This window comes from Microcoleus sp. w2-18bC1 (genome assembly GCF_036700365.1).
GTDB lineage: Bacteria > Cyanobacteriota > Cyanobacteriia > Cyanobacteriales > Microcoleaceae > Microcoleus.
In genome coordinates this window covers 44,316-63,697 of the sequence record NZ_JAUBOS010000027.1, presented here as the reverse complement: position 1 = coordinate 63,697, position 19,382 = coordinate 44,316, and the positions used below count along the sequence as shown (strand labels likewise).

Here is a 19,382-nt window from a genome sequence, read left to right as displayed (position 1 = left end):
GGCAGCCTTTTCAACAAGCTGCATGAACAAAACGCGGAGGATTTAAAGCCCTTTTATGGAGAACAAGGGAGAAATTTATACCAAATCCGTTGCCTAAAAACGTAAGGTATCTAGGTCTATCGGCGTCGATATGCAGTTAAAAAAAATAACTCTTCTTCCAGCAATCCAGAAAATCCGAAAAAAGACCCTGTGTAAATCGGATGTGAAATTAAAAGCCCTCCGCTACGCTCACCAACTTAAAAAGCGCTATAAAACGCCGGTGTGTCGGCTGTAAAGCGCATTAATGTCATTGGTGAGGAGGGGGGGTAAACAAGTAGGGAGAAATAGGTTATAAAGTTATTTTTGAAGTTGACCTTGTTGCCAATTTCCCTCTACCTTCGTTCCATCTCCATATAGATAAGAACCTTGCCCATGTTTCTGGCCGTTGAGGAATTCACCTTGATAGCGATCGCCATTGGCGTAAATGCAAGTACCTTTGCCATTGAACTGACCATCGCTAAATTCGCCTTCGCAGCGATCGCCATTCTTAAAAATGTAAACTCCTTTTCCGCTCATCTTACCCTTGACAAAAGCGCCTTTATAGCTATTTCCATTGGCGAACTCACGGACACCTTCACCACTAAATTCTCCATTGTCAAACGGCCCTTGATAACGTCCCCCTTCTTTAAAAGTAAACAACCCCTGACCTTGAAGGTTGCCCTTCACAAACTCTCCTTCATAGCGGTTGCCGTTCGGATATTCGCGAACCCCTTTACCGTGAAACTGCCCTTCACTAAATTGCCCCTCATAACGACCTCCTTCAGCAAAGGTATAAATTCCCTGTCCGTGAGGCAAGTTATTCAGCAACTCTCCTTCGTAGCGGTTCTTATTAGCATATTGACAGACGCCTTTGCCGTTCACTTTTCCTTCTTTAATATCTCCTTCGCAACGAGTGCCATTACTGAACGTAAAAGCCCCTCGACCGCTGGGAGAACCACTCGTAAAAGACCCTTCGTAACGAATGCCGTTAGTTGATGTAAAAGTGCCTGTACCGTCGAACTCACCGTTTTTAAAAGTGCCTTCGTAGCGGTTGCCGTTAGCAAATTCGCGGACACCTTTACCGTTGAATTCCCCATCCCCAAATTCTCCTTGGTATCGACCTTCTTCTTTAAAGGTATAGATGCCTTGACCGTGAGGTTTGCCGTTGAGAAAAGAGCCTTCGTAGCGATCGCCGTTGGCATATTGACAACTGCCGGGGCCGCTGAGTTTTCCCTCACTCAATTCTCCCTCGCAACGTCCGCCATCGGGTAAAGTAATTACTCCTGCCATTGCGCTGTGAGGGTTGGCAAACAACAAAGCCATTCCCAAGTTGGAACCAAGTAAGAGAGCGAGTCCAACTCGCTGAAGTTTACTTAATATTGCTGACGACATTCCCAAATTCATAATTCACAAAAAATTCAATTTTTAACTTTGCTATTCCTGGGACGGTGCTATAGAATTCCCAGCCAAATTGCTAGAGTCTCAAAAAAATCCCTAGTCAGTGAGCCGGAAGGTAATGGATGCTCTTTCTCCTTGAATGCCACTCTCTGATGAGGCAAGTTTCCATTTTTCTACTGCTTTAATCGCTGCCTTATTCAAGTCGTTGTATTTGCTAGGAGTCGAGATCTTGATGTTGAATGGCTTACCGTTGGGGTCAATGTCAAACACGACTTCCACTTCGCCTTCCCGCCCATCTTCTCTGGCTGCGATCGGATATTCAGGTCTACCGCAGCTAATGCAAGTGTCGGGCAGCCGGCCGAAAGGGCGCGAAGGACTCCCCCCTATTCCGGGATTTGTCGGTTTTGGCACCGGCCCGGAACCGCTGCCAAATGGCTGTGACGAACCCCCGCCGCCATTTCCACCTCCACCGGGTGATGAGTTCGACGCACTTCCTGCTGGGCTACCAGAGGAAGGGAGGTTTCCTAAATCTCCGATCGCACTTCCCGAATTTCCGCCACCTCCGGGCCTGGTGGCGGTGACTGGTGAGCCAGCCGCAGGCGATCGGGCTGATCGCCCCGAACCAGCCGCAAATGGCTCATCAGAAGGTATGTCGCCATTTTTGCTGGCACCGGATGGTGAGTTGGACGCACTTGCTCCGGGGCTATCAGAGGAGGAGGGGTTTGTGAGATCCCCGATCGCATTTCCAGATTTACTACTGCCTCCTGGCCTAGTAGCTGTGACTGGTGGGCCAGCCGCGGGCGATCGCGCCAATGGCCCGGAAGAAGGATTTAATGGCTGTGAGGAAGGCTCCCCGCTACCCGCCGAAGCAGATGACGAGAGCGGGTTATTTTTTTCAGGGCTGTCGGAGGAGTTGGGATTTCCAGCATCTTTTGTAAAGTCTGGGAGACTCGCAGCACCCTTGGGGCGGGAGTCGCTAACGGGTGGTTCGCTTTTTGGAGGATCGGGCGAAGGGGTTTCGGGTTCCTGGGCGATCGGGGTTTTAGGAGTTTCTGGGGAATTGAAATCCTGTTGAGGTGGGGGGGAAGGCTCGATCGGAGTTGGTGGTGGCGTTGCCGCTACCGGCTGCTCCTCTGGAATCGGCGGGGGCGTTACCGCTACCGGTGGCTCCTCTGGAATCGGCGGGGGCGTTACCGCTACCGGTGACTCCTCTGGAATCGGCGGGGGCGTTACCGCTACCGGTGACTCCTCTGGAATTGGTGGTGGCGTTACCGCTACCGGCTGCTCCTCTGGAATCGGCGGTGGCGTTACCGCTACCGGCTGCTCCTCTGGAATTGATGGTGGCGTTGCCGCTATCGGTGGCTCCTCTGGAATTGATGGTGGCGTTACCGCTACCGGCTGCTCCTCTGCGGGAGTTTGCTCTGGTGGCGGTTCTGGTTTGAACGTCTCAGGTGGGGGAGATGCCTTTTCTGGAATAGTCGGCTCTGGCTTGGTTTCCTCTACTTTTGGCTCATCAAGCACAACAATTTCAATTGCATCCTCTTCAAATTCAGCAGGTTTGACGAACTTGAGGCTCAACGGCAGCGCGACACCGTGCAGTAAGGTTGAGGCTAACAGACTGATCGCCAGAACTTTTTTGAGAGCTTCTTCTTGTTGTTGTCTTTGCGTCGCCGAAATATTTGAAAAACTCATGCCTTCTCACTCTCCTTTATGGATGGCAACATCCTCGCTGGCTCCCCGACATCACCCGAAACAAGCTACCAACTGCGGGTTGAGCTTGCTATCAATAATGAACCTACCCATCCTATAAGAAGACTGTCACCCTGTTCAACACTCTTGCAATTAATTTTCATTATTTAATTTTGAGATTGCGACTAGAGGCTACCAATCAGCATTTTCTTTGGGGGCGTCTACTTGGCTCTTATGGGCGCTGTCAATGTTCTGATTCTGGTAGGGCAAGGTTCCAAAATGCCTTAACTGCAATACTCTAGCCCCTAATCTACCAACAAATTTCCACATTCTCAAGCTTTTCATAAAAATCCATTAATCAGTAAAATTGATTCTATAATTTCTATTGATAGGTAATTTTTATTTAAAAGTGTGGCTCATGACTTGACAAACCCTGAAGTTTGTGGAAATCTAGTTGAGAATCTTTTAAATTATTGAAGATAATTGTCAAGTCCTAACGCAAATATTTAGCAAAGAAGCACTGGCAGAACAATCTGTCGCGATCTCGATCGGGATCACAGTAGGAGCATTTTGGGTACAGACGAAGATAGTCACATACAGGTAGTGCGATCGCGCTTGTGATCGCGCTTGTGATCGCGCTTTCGATCGCGCTTGAGTGAAACAATTTGCAGTCTGAATCACTTATACCGACTTGACGCAGAAACTCTACCAGCCTTCGATCGGGCTAATTGCACCATTAGGCAGCTTGCGATCACTCAACAGAGCTAGCGAGAGTACAAATCAATGGATGCTTTCATTTACATTTTTCGCGCCGCAGGCATTGTTGCTTGGCCACTGTTTGCCTCGTCAATCGCAGCAGTCGCGCTGATCATAGAGCGTCTTGCCTTTTGGTTTAGGGTAAATCGGCGGCAGCGGCGAGTGGTGCGAGAAGTGCTACAGCTCTACAGTCAAAACCCCGATTCCGCCATCAAAAAGTTACAAGTAAACAGCGATTTGCCCCTGGCCCGGATTTTTTTAGAAGCTTTAGAATTAGACTCGCCCAACATCGAAGAATTTCGTTTGGCCTTAGAGAGTGGCGCTCAGGCAGAAATCCCTATCCTGAAGCGATTCAATACAATATTTGACACCATTATTAGTCTTTCGCCACTATTTGGGTTGCTCGGAACAGTTTTGGGGTTAATTACCACCTTTGCCTCGCTCAAACTGGGGGATGGCGGAGGCGGCAATGCCACAGGCGTTACTTCTGGGATTAGCGAAGCCCTCGTCTCTACGGCAATGGGGTTAGTGGTGGCAATCTTTACGCTCCTATTTGCCAATATGTTTCGCGGGTTTTACTTACAGCAGATTGCTTTTATTCAGGAAGCCGGAGGTCAGCTAGAGTTATTGTACCGTCACCGCTACGAAAAACTACCAAGAGAATCTAATTATGCGCCTACCCGATGAACCTGATAGTATTCCCCAGATTAACATCGTGCCAATGATTGATGTGGTTTTCGCCATATTGACGTTTTTAATTGTTTCCTCTCTGTCTTTATCCAAATCCGAGGGTTTGCCCGTAAATTTACCGAAAGCATCAACGTCTCAGGTTCAGGACTCGCCTGCTAAAATTACCGTCACGATTGATGCTCAGGGAAAATTAATGGTTGATAAAAAGTTAGTCAACTTAGACCAGATTGAGAGTACGGTGCGACAGGTGATGGGTTCAAATCAGAACTCCTTAATTGTGTTGAATGCGGATCAAAGCGTCAATCACGGAAATGTTGTGGAAGTTATGGATCGATTACGCCGAATTAAGGGAGCTAAGTTAGGGATTGCTACCGCAAAGTAGAGAGTTCCTATAATTACTAATTTTGAATTTCCTCACACCCTTAAACATGAATTACCCGTGAAAATTTACTAAAAAAGCCTGTAAGCCTGATTAAAAGGTAGTCCTGAATAGTCTGTATGATTCAGGACTTTATTTGATAAAACAGTTAAAAATTAAAGTCCTTACTGCCAACAAACAGCAAGGACTTTAATTATTTATTCCTGAGTTTTAAGGACAAAAGTCCTTACTACACACGTTAAATACTTGCCATCACTTCACGCGCTGCAGCCAAAGTTCGATCGATATCTTCCTCAGTATGAGCCAAAGAAGTAAATCCGGCCTCAAACTGCGAAGGAGCAAGATAAATTCCGTGCTCCAACATTCCCCGGTGAAAGCGACTGAACTTCGTCAAATCCGACTTCTTAGCATCCTCGTAATTGTGAACCGGGCCAGCCGCAAAAAACAAGCCAAACATCCCGCTAATTTGCCCGCCCCAAACCGCGTGTCCGGCTTCCTTAGCAATTTTTAGCAATCCGTCAGACAGTTTTTTAGTAATCTTATCCAACTGTTCGTAAGTGCCGGGTTTTTGCAGCAATTCCAAAGTCTTAATCCCAGCAGTCATCGCCAAAGGATTTCCAGAAAGCGTACCCGCTTGATACATCGGCCCAGCAGGAGCCACCATCCCCATAATATCCCGCCTTCCCCCGTAAGCTCCCACCGGCAAACCGCCACCGATAACTTTACCCAAAGTCGTCAAATCCGGGGTGACACCGAATCTTTCCTGAGCTCCGCCGTAGGCGATGCGGAAACCGGTCATTACTTCATCAAAAACTAACAAAGCACCGTTATCTTTAGTAATTTCCCGCAAACCTTCGAGAAAACCTGCATCCGGGGTAATAAAACCGGCATTCCCCACCACTGGTTCGAGAATTACGCCAGCTATCTCGCCGGGATTTTCGGCAAATAAAGCTTTGACTGCTTCTAAGTCATTGTAGGGAGCGTTGAGGGTATTGGCAGTAGTGGATTTCGGGACGCCCGGAGAGTCGGGGAGGCCCAGAGTTGCGACGCCGGAACCGGCTTTTACCAAGAACATATCGGCGTGTCCGTGATAGCAGCCTTCAAATTTAATCAGTTTATCGCGTCCGGTGAAAGCTCGCATCAGCCGCAAAACGGCCATACAGGCTTCGGTGCCGGAGTTGACAAATCGCACCATTTCAATGCTGGGAACGGCATCGATGACCATTTCGGCGAGTACGTTTTCCAACAGCGATGGTGCGCCGAAACTCGTACCTTTTTCTAAAGATTCGTGCAAGGCTTTGATGACTTCCGGGTGGGCGTGACCGCAGATGGCTGGGCCCCAAGTGCCTACATAGTCAATGTATTGGTTTTCGTCCACATCCCAAATGTAGGCTCCTTTTACCCTGTCAAAGACGATGGGCTGTCCGCCTACGGATTTGAAGGCGCGGACGGGGGAACTGACGCCACCTGGCATCAACTTCTGGGCTGCGGCGAAAATTTCTTCTGATTTGGTCGTTTTCAAGGTTGTGGAAACCAATGTTTTCTCCTTAGTGAACGTCTGTTGTTGGTAGAATAATTTTATAGCCAGTTCAACATAAAGGTTAGGTCGATTCAAGGAAACTATTCTAGTAGATTTTAGGGTACAAACCAATGAGTAGCAATACTAGCTTAGGTTTTTTAGGCTTTGTCGCACTAGCACCGTGAAGCGAAGCTATCCCGTAGGGAATCGCCCTAAAATGTAATTTTTTGTAAAATAGTTCTTGACAATTTAGCCATCACTTGCTCAATCTTCTCTCTTCCTCTGCGTCCTCTGCGTTCTCTGCGGTTAATAAAAAAAACAATCTCCGACAGGAAAGCGTTAATCTATATTACCAAGTTGAAATAAAATTATGTCTACTACTGATTTATCGAATTTGAGCCGATCGATCCCAATTGAAAAGATCCGTTACGACGATCGCGGTTTAGTGCCTGCGATCGTCCAAGATTATTTGGACGGTACGGTGTTAATGATGGCCTGGATGAATCGGGAGTCCTTGCAAAAAACGCTCTCTACCGGGCAAACTTGGTTCTGGAGTCGATCGCGCGCCGAATTTTGGAACAAAGGGGCGACTTCGGGACACGTTCAAAATGTCAAAGGGCTGCGTTACGACTGCGATAGCGATGCTTTGCTAATCACTGTCGAACAAGTCGGAGATATTGCTTGTCACACGGGAGAAAGAAGTTGTTTTCACCAAGTTGATGGGGAAATTTCACCGCCGCCAGGGGATATGTTATCTCAATTATTTGCGGTAATTTGCGATCGGCGCGACAATCCTAACGAAAGTTCTTATACTTGCAAATTGTTCGAGGGCGGCGACAACAAGATTCTCAAGAAAATTGGCGAAGAGTCGGCGGAAGTTGTGATGGCTTGCAAAGATGACGACAAAGAGGGGATTGCTGGAGAAGTTGCGGATTTATTTTATCACGCTTTGGTTGCTTTGGCTCACCATCAAGTTGATTTAAGAGAAGTTTACCGCAAATTGGGCGATCGACGAAAATAAATTAGTTATTGGTTATTGGGCATTGGGCATTGGGCATTGGGAATTGGGAATTGGGCATTGGTAGCAGCAACAAATGACTAATGACTAATAACTGCTGACTAATGATTAATGACTAATGACTAATGACTAATAACTAATGACTGCTATTTTTCAACATTCGATCGAGCTTTTGCAAAATAACCACAGCCGCAATCACACTAAAAGCCAAACCCAACCAAAAATTATCCGCCGCCCATTTACCCCTATCCAAAGCCAAACCGCCCAGCGGCGGCCCGATTAAATAGCCGATCGCCCAACACTGAGAACTAACGGCCAAATACACGCCCCGCAAAGACTCCGGCGCTAAATCCACCACTAAAGCCGAAGCAAAAGGCGTATAAGCAACAGTCGCCACAGACAAAAAGCTCAAGCCTAAAACAGCTAAAAATAGATTGCCAGTGGCAGCCATTCCCGTCAAGCCGATCGCGATAAATCCCATTCCCCATAGCAGCGCAGAAATCATCAAAGCTTTCGGATGGGAAAACCGCCTCAAAGCTTTAACAATCGGCAATTGCAAAGCCACAGTTAAAAACGTGCTAAAAGCAAACAAAACGGTAATTGTACCTGTTGAAAAGCCTTTTCCCGATGTCCCCACCGCGACAAACTTGCTAAAGTACAGCGGCATTGTGGTTTGGATTTGGGAAATATATAATGTGAACAGGGTATTTACTAAAGCATAAACTAAAAGACTGCGATCGCTCAGCGCCACTATCCAGCCATTTTTTAGACTTTTTTTGCCTATATCGGCTGAATTAGCTGGTTTGTAGGTTTCGCCGATCGCGATCGCAACTACCGCAAACAGCACTAAAAACGAGATACCATCAATAATAAAGAGCGATCGATAATTACCCGTTACCTCAATCAACAAACCGCCCAAAATAATCCCAACTTGCAAACCCAAATTATCCGCCAGTCGTGTCAAAGCAAAAGCTTCCTGCCGCTGTTCGCCCTCAGTTAAATCCGCCACCATCGTCTCCGTTGGAGGCCAATACAAACCCACACCAAAACCCATCAGTAAATTGCCCGCAATTAAGTCAGCGAAATCATTAGTCGCCGCCAGTACAAAAGAAGCGGCAGCCGAAATAATTGTCGCCAGCAGTAAAGTTCGGCGCCTTCCCCAAAATTTGGAATCGCAAAAAGAACCGCCCAAAATTCTGCCGAATATTCCTGAAACTGAACCGCTACCCAAACCAATCCCAACAGCAGTAGCAGATAAACCGACGAGATCGACAAAAAATATCGGCGCGTAAAATAAAGTAAAACCGGTGCCGCTTTGGGAGAGGAATCTGCCAGCGGCAAGAATCCAGACTTGAGGGGGGAGACGGGGCAACCAAGAGGATAATTGAAATTTAGGCATATACACTTAAATTAGGAGTTATTTCTGGACGCTGAAACCTGGTTTTTTATAAAAAATACGTTACGGTGTTTAATCAGGATCAAAACCAGATGTCTTTGGTCGCAGTGCATAAGTCCTATGAGGAATTATTAATTTATTCCGTACTTTTTCGGAATTAGTATTAATTAACCGAGGTGAGGACAAACATAAGTGAGCTTAACAATTCTTCAGCGTCTGTTACAGAAAAGTTACCATTAATTTAAAAATACTTAACACGATTTGATAAAAAAGTTAGTTAAACTCTAGAAAAGGCAGAAGAAAATTTTAGAGGGTCTAATTATATGACAGCTATTACAACATCAAGAGTGGAATCAATCAAACCGCGCTGGCAAGCAATTGTCATGGTTGCTCTAATTTTCTGGCTCAGCGTTAGCCTGATTTTGGATCTAGTAATTATGCCCAGTCTCTACGTATCTGGCATGACGACATCTGCCGAGTTTGCAACTGCCGGGAATTTAATGTTCTGGGGATTCAACCGCGTTGAGTTAATCTGTGCGGGCCTGGTGGCAACGGGTTTGATGGTTTTGAGCAATTTAGTTGGTGACTTCGGCAAGCGCAGCCGCACAGCAATCTTATTATCATTGGTACTTCTGACGATCGCCCTGATTGACACCTACGCCCTGACACCCCAAATGAGCGCCTTGGGAATGCAGCTAAATCTGTTCGATTCCGCAGCAGAAGTCCCGGCTGGGATGAATCTACTGCACCAAGGCTATTTTGCCTTGGAAGCGCTGAAGTTGGCTGTCGCCGGTACGCTGCTGGGCTGGTGCTACCAAAACCAAGTTTAATCGACATAATACTCAGAGGTTGAGTGGAGAAAAAAGACTCAACCTCCAGCGGGGGGCGTGAATTCACGCCCCCCGCTAATTTTTAAAATTTTAGCGATCGTAAACACCGGATTTGATATTCATCGGCGTTAATCTGTGTTGATCTGCCCTAATCTGCGGTTCAAAAAAGAGAATTTCTTGGGCCGCAGATGACAATGGATTGACGCTGATTCACGCAGATGAAGATCAGAGAGATATAAATAATCTCCGATGCTAACTGATTTGATACAACTATACGGTCAAGTTTCCTGAACCAGCGCAAAAACGGATACTTGCGAACTCCTCCCGTGGAGAAAGCAAAATTTTAGACTCTTGTTCACCCTCCCAGATTCATCTGTAGAGTAAATCTAAAATCTAAAATCTAAAATCTAAAATCGACTGCCCTACTCGGATGCTTCCGGTAAATCTGCTTTTGGCCACAGCAAGCGCAAGCCCATTACCGCAAATCCGATCGCCGCGAGTCCCTTTACCAGTCGTTCCGGCAACACCTCTGCTGTGCTAAAGCCAATGGCCACGCCGATTAAACTCGCCAGCAGCAGCGCCGACGCCGTACCGAAAAATACAGCCCGCGGCGAGTTACAACTACTGCCCAGGGCGATCGCAGCTAATTGACTTTTGTCTCCCAATTCTGACAAAAACACTGTAATAAAACTGATGCCCAAAAGTTGCCAGTCCATGTTTTTTTAGTTTTTAGTTAGGTATTGTAGAAATCTAGGACTTACCGACAAGGCAGACAGTTAACCCAGCACTTCCCACAGCAGAACCGCCGAAATCGCCAGTAAAATCACTCCGGCTGCTCTCTCCAAAGTTCTCGGAGCAATCCGACTAGCCAGCCACCTTCCCAGCAACACCCCCAGCAAACTGGTTGCTATCAAAGCCGAACCCGCACCTGCAAAAACGATCCAAGGATTTCGAGATTCAGCCGTCATCAGCAAAATCGCGAGCTGAGTTTTGTCTCCAATTTCAGCTAAAAAAATAGTTGCAAAAGTCGAAGCAAAAATTGCCCAGTGCTTGGGCTTCAGTTTCTTTTGTTCTTGACAAATATCGGGATTTACAGTCACTGAGAGTTCAGCGGGCTCCGGGGTTAAAGCAGCACAAATCTCAGTAACCTCTTTTATTTGTAGTTGTACCTGTTGTGGCAAATCATAATTGAGGTTTACTGAGTCAGAAGCAGACAAGCTTGGCGGAACAGAATCAAGTTTCACGGGCAATGAGTGCTAAACGCTATTTATTTTTGACTTGTACTTTTGATTCTAACTCTCTCTGTGGCTGGTTTTAGCAAACCAGGGTCAATCGATTTTAGATTTTAGATTTTAGATTTTAGATTAAAGAATTGAAGCATTAACCCCACGGATAAATTCGGGGGGCAAGTTTTATCGGATACAGGTTTTTTATTCCTCCAGGGATGAATCCGGGGGCTTGTATCCTAGATGCTTTCGGTCATCTTTTTCCCCGGAGATTTCAGCAACTCATTCCTGAAACACCTCACCGCGCCCAAAAAGGGATACAAGCCCCCAGATTAATCTGTCGAGTCAATCTAAAATCTAAAATCTAAAATCTAAAATCTAAAATTGACTGACTGACTGGTTCATGTGCCGTAAGTTCGATCGCCCGCATCTCCCAAACCAGGTACAATAAAGCCCTGTTCGTTGACTATTTCGTCGATCGTTGCCGTGTAAATCATCAAACTCGGGTACTCTGCACTCAGCCTCTTCAAAGCCGGAGGAGCAGCCACCACAGAGATAATCCGAATCAAGCTCGGATCAATTCCCCGTGCAGTCAATTCCTGCATAGTCGCTATAATCGTCCCGCCAGTCGCCAGCATCGGCTCGCTAATTATCACCCGCGTTTGCGGGATAAACTGCGCCGGCAATTTGTTCAAATAACAAGTCGGTTCCAGCGTCTCCTCATTTCTTGCCATGCCGAGGTGGTAAACCGAAGCCAGCGGTACAACCGTCTGAATTCCTTCGAGCAGCGCCAAACCCGCCCGCAAAATCGGTACCACAACTAACGGAGCTTCCGGGTTGATAAAAGCCGCCGGACATTCGCCCAAAGGAGTCTGCACCGTTGTTTCCACTGTCGGCAGCCATTCTCGAATCGCCTCGTAAGCCAGCCACCTTCCCAATTCTGTCATCGCAGAACGAAAAAGTACCGAGGGGGTGGCGGCGTCGCGGGCAACAGCCAGCCAGTGTTTAATTAATGGATGCGGAGGAACGTAAACGCGCAGTTGCAGGGACATTAGGAAATTGGGGAGATTGCTAGGTTTGAGGGATTTTATGCGGTGCGATCGATCTTCTTCGAGGGCTTCGCCAACCCGCGATTGATCGCTCTGTGCAACTTATCACATCCTTGAGGGCGCATACAAGCCAGAGATTGAGAATCGACCGAAGAGCACTATTTTTAAGATTGCCATCACAGGCTCAAACCCCCGCCGGACTGCCGGACTATTGCGACAACCACCAGCCGTCGGTTAGAACTGACATCTTGCACCATTATTAATAAGCCTTTCACGGGCGGGCTCTATGCCCACCCCACAAGAAAACTCACTCTTTGTGGAACAGGCATCTTGCCTGTTCTTGAGAATTGTGCAACATATGAGTTAGAACCCGTTTGCCGATCGACCTCCATTAGCTTATTGAAATATTTTTCCAATAGTATTGACATTAATTAGCAACAAGGATATAGTGATTTTTAGTGTTCTCCTCTCAAAGGATCGGCAGACGGGGGCAGTCGGCAATGGTAGACTGTTCCCGCATTTTTTTGGGAAGCAGGGGCATCGGGCGTTGGGCATCGGGCATTGGGCATCGGGCATTGGGCATCGGGCATTGGGCATCGGGCATTGGGCATCGGGCATTGGGCATCGGGCATTGTCGAACTTCGGTCTTCCTGACATCCGCTACAGCCGCTACATAATCCGTTGCCGAACTTCTTGCTTCTGGAGCGATCGACTGTAAAATCATAGAAATATTAAGATTTTTAACCGAATGTCAGCTCCTACCCAATCCCAGTTATTTTCTCCCAACTCCCGCCCAACAGAGCAAGAGTTTGATGTAATTGTCATCGGTTCCGGCATTGGTGGACTGGTGACAGCCACCCAGCTAGCCGCTAAGAAAGCCAAAGTTTTAGTGCTCGAAAGCTATACAATTCCGGGGGGTAGCGCGGGATATTTCGATCGAGAAGGCTACAGATTCGATGTCGGCGCTTCTATGATTTTTGGTTTCGGACAGCGCGGCACCACCAACCTCCTCACCCGCGCCCTGAAAGCAGTCAACGTCACCTTAGAAACCATTCCCGACCCCGTACAGCTTCACTATCACTTACCCAGCGGCTTGGAACTTGAAGTTCCCCAAGCTTATGACAAATACTTGCAAGAATTAACTGACAGGTTCCCTCACGAACGCGAAGGAATCCACAAATTTTACGGCGAATGTTGGAGCGTCTTCAACTGCCTCAACGGCATGGAATTGCTATCTCTAGAAGAACCTGGATATCTCGTTCGAGTCTTTTTTCAGAATCCTTTAGCCTGTTTGGGATTAGTAAAATATCTGCCTCAAAATACTGGCGACATTGCGCGGCGCTACATAAAAGACCCTACTTTGCTGAAATTTATCGACATGGAATGCTACTACTGGTCTGTAGTACCTGCCGATTTGACCCCGATGATTAATGCCGGAATGGTATTTTCCGACAGACATTATGGTGGCATAAATTATCCTAAAGGCGGAGTCGGTCAAATCGCCCAAAAGTTAGTAGAAGGATTAGAAAAATGCGGCGGAAAAATTCAATATAAAGCTAAGGCTAAAAAAATTATCACAGAAAACGGCCGCGCTGTCGGAGTCGAGCTAGCAACCGGCGAAGTTTACCGGGCAAAGCGCATAGTTTCTAACGCCACGCGGTGGGATACTTTTGAGAAATTGCTGCCGGCAGAAGAGATGCCCGCTAGCGAGAAGAAATGGCAGCAGCGCTATCAAAAAGCCCCCAGTTTCTTGAGTTTGCATTTGGGAGTGGAAGCAAGCGTAATCCCTGCTGGTAGCGCCTGCCACCACATTTTGTTAGAAGAGTGGGACAAAATGGAAGCGCCGGAGGGAACAGTTTTAGTGTCAATTCCGACCGTACTCGACCCGGATTTAGCTCCCGCAGGATATCACATCGTTCACGCTTTTACTTCGAGTTGGATGGAAGAGTGGGAAGGACTTTCGCAGCAGGAATATGAGGATAAAAAAGAAGAGGCGGCAGGGAGAATTATTGAAAGATTAGAAAAGATTTTTCCCGGTTTAGACGCCGGTTTGGATTATATGGAAGTTGGGACAGCGCGTTCTCACCGCCGCTTTTTGGGGCGCGAAGATGGAACTTACGGGCCGATTCCGCGACAGAAGCTAATGGGTTTGCTGGGAATGCCGTTTAATCGAACTTCTATGCCTGGTTTGTATTGTGTGGGCGACAGTACGTTTCCCGGACAGGGTTTAAATGCGGTGGCGTTTTCTGGGTTTGCTTGCGCGCACCGAATAGCGGTTGATTTGGGTTTTTAGTGGTAATGGTAGGGTGCGTCAATCGATTTTAGATTTTAGATTTTAGATTTTAGATTGACTTGCGCGAGATAAATGCGGGGGGCTTGAGGATTTTCGATTTTCGATTTTGGATTGATTCCACGGATAAATCACGTGGTGGGTACCACCTTTGAAATTCGTGGTCAGATTGTTCGCTTGAAATACGACATAAAATGTGAGGCTCCGGGGCAGCCTACAAAAAGACTAAAAACCCGGTTTCTGGGGAGAAACCGGGTTTTTAACCTCAAAATTGGTGTTTTCCATTCTTGTTAATGAGTTTACTGGTCGTAGCTGCCGCCGACGCCGATTTGGGTATTGTAGATTTTCGCATCTGTGATGGTCATATCTTCCATTGAGGCGCCGGATACGTCAGCGGTGTTAATGATTGCTGCGGTCAGATCTGCCCGATCGAGGTCTGCGTCATTTAAACTGGCATTAGTCAGGAAAACTGCGGTTAAGTTAGCACCCGTCAAGTTAGCACCCGTCAAGTCAGCACCTTCGAGGTTGGCCTGAGATAGGTTTGCTCCTTGCAAATTTGCTTCTCTCAAATCAGCACCAATTAAATGAGTTCCCCTTAAATCTGCTCCAGACAAGTCGCACTTAAAACATTGCCCGGTTGACAATAACTGTTCGACGTGAACGGGATTTTCAGCGCGAGCCGGGCCAGCCAATAGTAGGGGAGTAATTAAAAAAGTAGCGGCTAATAGATTGCGTTTCATAATCCTTTTTTCCTCACCAGACTCTGTATTTAACTTCTTGTGTTGATATCTACAATCTTACCACGGTTGTTTTCGCAAGTTGCGATCTAATTCACAGATGGGCTGTGATATCGATTGCCCTCAACAACGCATAGATGGTCTCGACAAGCTAGCAAAACATAATTTCGCAAAACTTAACACTGCCGAACTTTATAAAGTGCACTTTTGTAGTAACCTTTTCTAGGTTAGCTAATATAGCCAACCGATGTGTCTTTCTGAAGATGGAGATAATTCGCAATACGAGGGATGATTTTAGGGATGATCCTATCGCAAAAAGTTTACATAAAATACTTTGTTTTTAATAAAAGTGTCACGAGACTGAAAAATTAATTTAAAATAAAGATAAGCTTATACCTTTATAGGTAGAGGAAAAGCAGTCACTGGCTTGATCCCCAGTCCAATCTCGGCTGCATTTTTAACAATAAATTTTAATTAGGTCTCAGCAGCGCCGTAAAAATCCACCTAGTGCTTGGAAATCAGCACTTTTTTGGAATGTCGCAGAGTCCACGCGATCGCAAAACTCAATTAAATATGCTCAAAAACGATTCATCCAAGTATCTGCCAACCTTAGCTCAAGTAATAGACCGCTACCCCTTGACAGTGGCGCCCGATACCCCACTAGCAGACGTAATTACCCTGATGGGCCAACGACGCCCAAGTTGCTCTCTAAACGCAGAGATTCCACCAACCGATATCTATCAGCAACTAACAGAAATCGCAAATCTCCCCACTAAGAGTGCATTCAGAGACGCGACAGGTGTCTGCGTCTTTGTCGTGGAAAAATCACTCTTAAAATTATCCTCGCACTCTGATCCACATTCTCAATTGCAAGGAATCTTCACAGAAAGGGATCTTGTCGATTTGATTGCCTCGGGCAAAAACTTAAAAGGTGTCACCATCGCACAAGTGATGAGGCAGCCGACAGCAACTCTGACAAAATCCGAGACTCAAGACATTTTCAGCGCCCTAATTCTGCTGGGGCAACGAAGAATTAAGCATTTGCCAATATTGGATAGTGAAGGTCAACTATTAGGAGTAATTACGCCGGAAAGCATTCGCCAAGCCATGCTCAAACCGGCAAATATCTTAAAAATGCGGCGCGTGAAAGAAGTAATGACCGCACAAGTCATTCAAGCGCCTCGCTCCGCGTCAGTTAGGAGTTTAGCCGAGTTGATGGCGCAGCACCGCGTTAGCTGCGTAGTAATTACGGAATCAACAGAATTATCGAGGGATTTACCGTTCCCAATTCCAGTAGGTATAGTCACAGAACGGGATATTGTCGAATTTCAAGCTTTAGATATAGATTTGTCGCAAACGATCGCCCAAACTGTGATGAGTACCCCCTTATTTAGCCTCAAGCAAGAAGACTCGCTGTGGGTAGCTCATCAGGAAATGCACCAGCGTTTAGTCCGTAGGTTGGTAGTAACGGGGGAACAGGGAGAACTCCTGGGAATAGTTACTCAAACCAACATACTGCGCGTACTTGACCCGATGGAAATGTCCGGGGCGATCGATGTTCTGCACGATTCAGTGACAGAAAGAACTAGGGAATTGCAACAAGCGATCGCCTCCCTCAGCTTGACTAACGCCAGACTAGAAAGCGAAATTGCTATCCGCGTTAGGGCCGAGGCCAGACTCCACCTTTTAGAATCTGCTGTAGTGAACGCTAACGACGCAATCGTGATTATGGATGCCGGAGACAGCGATATCTCCGACCCCACCATCATCTATGCCAACGAAGCTTTTACCCAAATGACGGGCTACCTACCCGAAGAAATCATTGGACAAACCCCCAGTTGCTTGCGCGGCCCAGAAAGCGACCCCACCCAAGTCGCTAAAATTCGCCGTGCTTTCTCTCGCCGAGAACCCCTACGCCTGGAATTGATTAACTACCGCAAAGACGGTTCAACTTATTGGGTGGAACTCAACAGTGTACCCATTGCCGATACCTCCGGGAACGTTACCAACTGGGTGTCTGTGCAGCGAGATATTACCGATCGCAAGCGCATGGAACAAGCATTTTTTGAAGAAAAAGAACTCGCTCAGGTAACACTACAATCGATCGGCGATGCCGTCATTACTACTGACGCCGACGGCTGCATTTCCACCCTGAATCCAGTTGCCGAAACACTCACGGGTTGGTCTACATTGGAAGCTAAAGGTTTGCCCCTCGCCAGGGTGCTGAGAATAGTTGACGAAACTACCAGGCTGCCGATCGAAAATATCGCCGAAATCGCTTTGTCCGAAGGTCGGATTGTTGACCAAGGGCGCAACAATTTGCTGATTGCCCACAACAACAGCGAATTTGCGATCGACCACTGCGTCGCCCCCATCCACGCTAGCAGCGGCGAAATTGTCGGCGCCGTCGTTGTGTTCCGAGATGTCACACAAGTGCGAACTCAAGCGCGGCAACTCACCTGGCAGGCAACTCATGACCCCCTGACGCAATTAGTCAACCGCCGGGAATTTGAGTACCAGCTAGAGCACGCCCTACACGGCGCTCAAGGTTACGGGCAAGAACACGTGATGCTTTACCTGGATCTCGATCGCTTCAAAATAGTTAACGATACCTGCGGTCATGCGGCAGGGGACGAACTGCTGCGCCAAGTCAGCCAGCTATTTAAAAGCAATATCCGCAAAACCGATATTTTGGCGCGTTTGGGTGGCGATGAATTTGCCGTACTCCTGTACCATTGTCCCGTCGAACGAGGATTGAATGTTGCAGAATCGCTGCTGCGAAGCATTCAACGATTCCGCTTTGCGTGGCAGGATAAAACTTTTGCGATCGGCGTCAGTATCGGTTTGGTAGCAATCAATCCCAAAACAGCCTCGACATCTGCGATTTTGAGCGCGGTCGATATGGCTTGCTACGCTGCTAAAAATAAAGGTCGCAACCGGGTACAGGTTTATCAAGCCGGCGATCAAGAATTAATCAAACAGCATGGCGAAACCGAGTGGGTGGTGCAAATTCATCAAGCTTTAGAAGAGAATCGCTTTTGCTTGTACTCTCAGCCGATCGTACCTTTGCTCAACTCTCCAACCACCGGAACCCACTGCGAAATCCTCCTGCGCCTCCAGTTGGAAACTGGTGAGTTGGTGTCGCCGATGGCGTTTATTCCGGCAGCCGAACGCTACAACTTGATGCACGCGATCGACCGCTGGGTAATTAGCACTTTATTTAGCCATTTATCTAAAATTTTCACGGCCAATTTATTAGTCCAAAACCCTGGGGTAGACAGCGATAAAATAGTTACCTTCCCTGCTTGCTCTCTTTCTGAGCTGCAATCGTCATTTGGCAAATATCCCAACCTTTATTCCATCAACCTTTCTGGGGACAGCCTCAACGAAGAAAAGTTTATCGAGTTTATTCAGGAGCAGTTTTCTATCCATCAAATACCGCCGCAAATAATTTGTTTTGAAATTACCGAAACCGTTGCCATTGGTAATCTCAGTAAGGCAGCCAGCTTGATTTGGCAACTCAAAGAACTAGGCTGCCAGTTTGCCTTGGACGACTTCGGCAGCGGGATGTCTTCCTTTGCTTACCTAAAAAACTTGCCGGTTGATTATCTCAAAATAGACGGCAATTTTATTAAGCATATTGTAGACAATCCTATTGATGTCGCTATGGTGGAAGCTATTACCAAAATCGCTCACGTCATGGGAATTAAAACTATTGCCGAGTATGTTGAAAATCAAACGATTATGGATAAACTCAATGAACTTGGGGTAGATTACGCTCAAGGTTATCATTTGGGAAAGCCTCAACCTTGTAACTTCACATCTCCTATTTTAGAGGAATTTTTGGGGGAGTTTCCTGTTAATTCTTTGGCTTTTGAGGCTAAGCTGGCTTGTTGAAGAAGGATGTGGGGCAACGATCAAGCCATAGGATTTAACCAATTTAAGGGAGAGATGTTGAGGGAACAAGGAAAAGGGAGATGTTAAGTGGTGATCTCAATTCCCCATTCCCCCTTTTTCCATTACCCATTACCTTCTACAATTGTTTCCGCTGCTTCAATGTACTGACTGTCTAACAGAAAAGCACCTTTTTCAAAGCGAATTCCCCAATAATTGCCGGGACGGCGATCGATCACAATGCCTTCAGCGCCGATCGCAATTAAATTCGCAGGCCGCAGCATCGGCATCGGTTCGGCAGTTTTGACGTAAGGCGGCATCGCCACAACTCTGACTTTTTGACCGATGGTAAATTCTTTTTCCATGATTTTATTTCCTAAAAAAACACAGCGATAAAGGAATTTCAACAAGAAATGTTTCTGTTTAATTGATTGATTGATTAGGGATGGATAATAAAATGGGAAATCATGGATCATTATCAAGGGAATTACGG

Annotated in this window: 16 protein-coding genes; 6 read left to right on the top strand and 10 right to left on the bottom strand. The window is 46.8% G+C overall.

Annotated elements, in window-relative coordinates; translation table 11 throughout:
* Positions 1-336: 336 nt before the first annotated feature.
* Entirely contained in the window at positions 337-1,410 is a 1,074-nt protein-coding gene (locus QT979_RS16045; RefSeq protein WP_333310981.1) for a hypothetical protein, read from the bottom strand.
* A gap of 102 nt (positions 1,411-1,512) precedes the next feature.
* Complete coding sequence (locus QT979_RS16040) at positions 1,513-3,108, bottom strand: TonB family protein (RefSeq protein ID WP_333310979.1); 1,596 nt, start codon at positions 3,106-3,108, stop codon at positions 1,513-1,515.
* A 780-nt stretch (positions 3,109-3,888) separates the two neighbouring features.
* On the opposite strand from QT979_RS16040, the gene QT979_RS16035 reads away from it, so the two are divergent.
* Positions 3,889-4,548 (top strand): MotA/TolQ/ExbB proton channel family protein, encoded by a 660-nt coding sequence (locus QT979_RS16035; RefSeq protein WP_333310977.1) that lies wholly within the window; start codon positions 3,889-3,891, stop codon positions 4,546-4,548.
* On the top strand, positions 4,532-4,933 hold the full coding sequence (locus QT979_RS16030) for a biopolymer transporter ExbD (RefSeq protein WP_333310975.1): 402 nt from the start codon (positions 4,532-4,534) through the stop codon (positions 4,931-4,933). Before QT979_RS16035 ends, QT979_RS16030 begins: the two co-directional genes overlap by 17 nt.
* Positions 4,934-5,168: 235 nt before the next feature.
* Here the strand turns inward: QT979_RS16030 and hemL are convergent, their stop codons facing one another.
* Positions 5,169-6,467: a glutamate-1-semialdehyde 2,1-aminomutase gene (gene hemL, locus QT979_RS16025; RefSeq protein ID WP_333035451.1), complete on the bottom strand. Its 1,299-nt coding sequence runs from the start codon at positions 6,465-6,467 to the stop codon at positions 5,169-5,171.
* Positions 6,468-6,819: 352 nt separating this feature from the next.
* Here hemL and hisIE point away from each other — a divergent pair, with 352 nt between their 5' ends.
* Positions 6,820-7,470 (top strand): bifunctional phosphoribosyl-AMP cyclohydrolase/phosphoribosyl-ATP diphosphatase HisIE, encoded by a 651-nt coding sequence (hisIE, locus tag QT979_RS16020; RefSeq protein WP_333212666.1) that lies wholly within the window; start codon positions 6,820-6,822, stop codon positions 7,468-7,470.
* A 133-nt stretch (positions 7,471-7,603) separates the two neighbouring features.
* Here the strand turns inward: hisIE and QT979_RS16015 are convergent, their stop codons facing one another.
* Entirely contained in the window at positions 7,604-8,866 is a 1,263-nt protein-coding gene (locus tag QT979_RS16015; RefSeq protein ID WP_333310973.1) for an MFS transporter, read from the bottom strand.
* A 320-nt stretch (positions 8,867-9,186) separates the two neighbouring features.
* Here QT979_RS16015 and QT979_RS16010 point away from each other — a divergent pair, with 320 nt between their 5' ends.
* Positions 9,187-9,693 (top strand): hypothetical protein, encoded by a 507-nt coding sequence (locus QT979_RS16010; protein WP_333212663.1) that lies wholly within the window; start codon positions 9,187-9,189, stop codon positions 9,691-9,693.
* Positions 9,694-10,115: 422 nt separating this feature from the next.
* On the opposite strand, the gene QT979_RS16005 is transcribed toward QT979_RS16010, so the two are convergent.
* From QT979_RS16005 to QT979_RS15990, 4 genes are all read right to left on the bottom strand, one after another.
* Positions 10,116-10,409, bottom strand: a complete 294-nt coding sequence (locus tag QT979_RS16005) for a TMEM165/GDT1 family protein (protein WP_190658036.1) — start codon at positions 10,407-10,409, stop codon at positions 10,116-10,118.
* A gap of 60 nt (positions 10,410-10,469) precedes the next feature.
* Positions 10,470-10,937 (bottom strand): TMEM165/GDT1 family protein, encoded by a 468-nt coding sequence (locus QT979_RS16000; protein WP_333035444.1) that lies wholly within the window; start codon positions 10,935-10,937, stop codon positions 10,470-10,472.
* Between the two features lie 383 nt (positions 10,938-11,320).
* Positions 11,321-11,971 (bottom strand): uracil phosphoribosyltransferase, encoded by a 651-nt coding sequence (gene upp, locus QT979_RS15995; RefSeq protein ID WP_333310970.1) that lies wholly within the window; start codon positions 11,969-11,971, stop codon positions 11,321-11,323.
* A gap of 466 nt (positions 11,972-12,437) precedes the next feature.
* Positions 12,438-12,692 carry a hypothetical protein gene (locus tag QT979_RS15990; protein ID WP_333310969.1) on the bottom strand — a complete coding sequence of 85 codons (255 nt, stop codon included), beginning with the start codon at positions 12,690-12,692 and terminating at the stop codon, positions 12,438-12,440.
* Positions 12,693-12,716: 24 nt separating this feature from the next.
* Here QT979_RS15990 and crtH point away from each other — a divergent pair, with 24 nt between their 5' ends.
* Positions 12,717-14,261, top strand: coding sequence for a carotenoid isomerase (gene crtH, locus QT979_RS15985; protein ID WP_333310967.1), 1,545 nt, complete (start codon positions 12,717-12,719; stop codon positions 14,259-14,261).
* A gap of 296 nt (positions 14,262-14,557) precedes the next feature.
* Here the strand turns inward: crtH and QT979_RS15980 are convergent, their stop codons facing one another.
* Positions 14,558-14,998, bottom strand: coding sequence for a pentapeptide repeat-containing protein (locus QT979_RS15980; RefSeq protein WP_333310965.1), 441 nt, complete (start codon positions 14,996-14,998; stop codon positions 14,558-14,560).
* 531 nt (positions 14,999-15,529) lie between these two features.
* Here QT979_RS15980 and QT979_RS15975 point away from each other — a divergent pair.
* Complete coding sequence (locus QT979_RS15975; protein WP_333310964.1) at positions 15,530-18,892, top strand: EAL domain-containing protein; 3,363 nt, start codon at positions 15,530-15,532, stop codon at positions 18,890-18,892.
* Between the two features lie 122 nt (positions 18,893-19,014).
* On the opposite strand, the gene sipA is transcribed toward QT979_RS15975, so the two are convergent.
* Positions 19,015-19,254, bottom strand: a complete 240-nt coding sequence (gene sipA / locus QT979_RS15970) for a regulatory protein SipA (RefSeq protein ID WP_333202698.1) — start codon at positions 19,252-19,254, stop codon at positions 19,015-19,017.
* Positions 19,255-19,382: the final 128 nt, after the last annotated feature.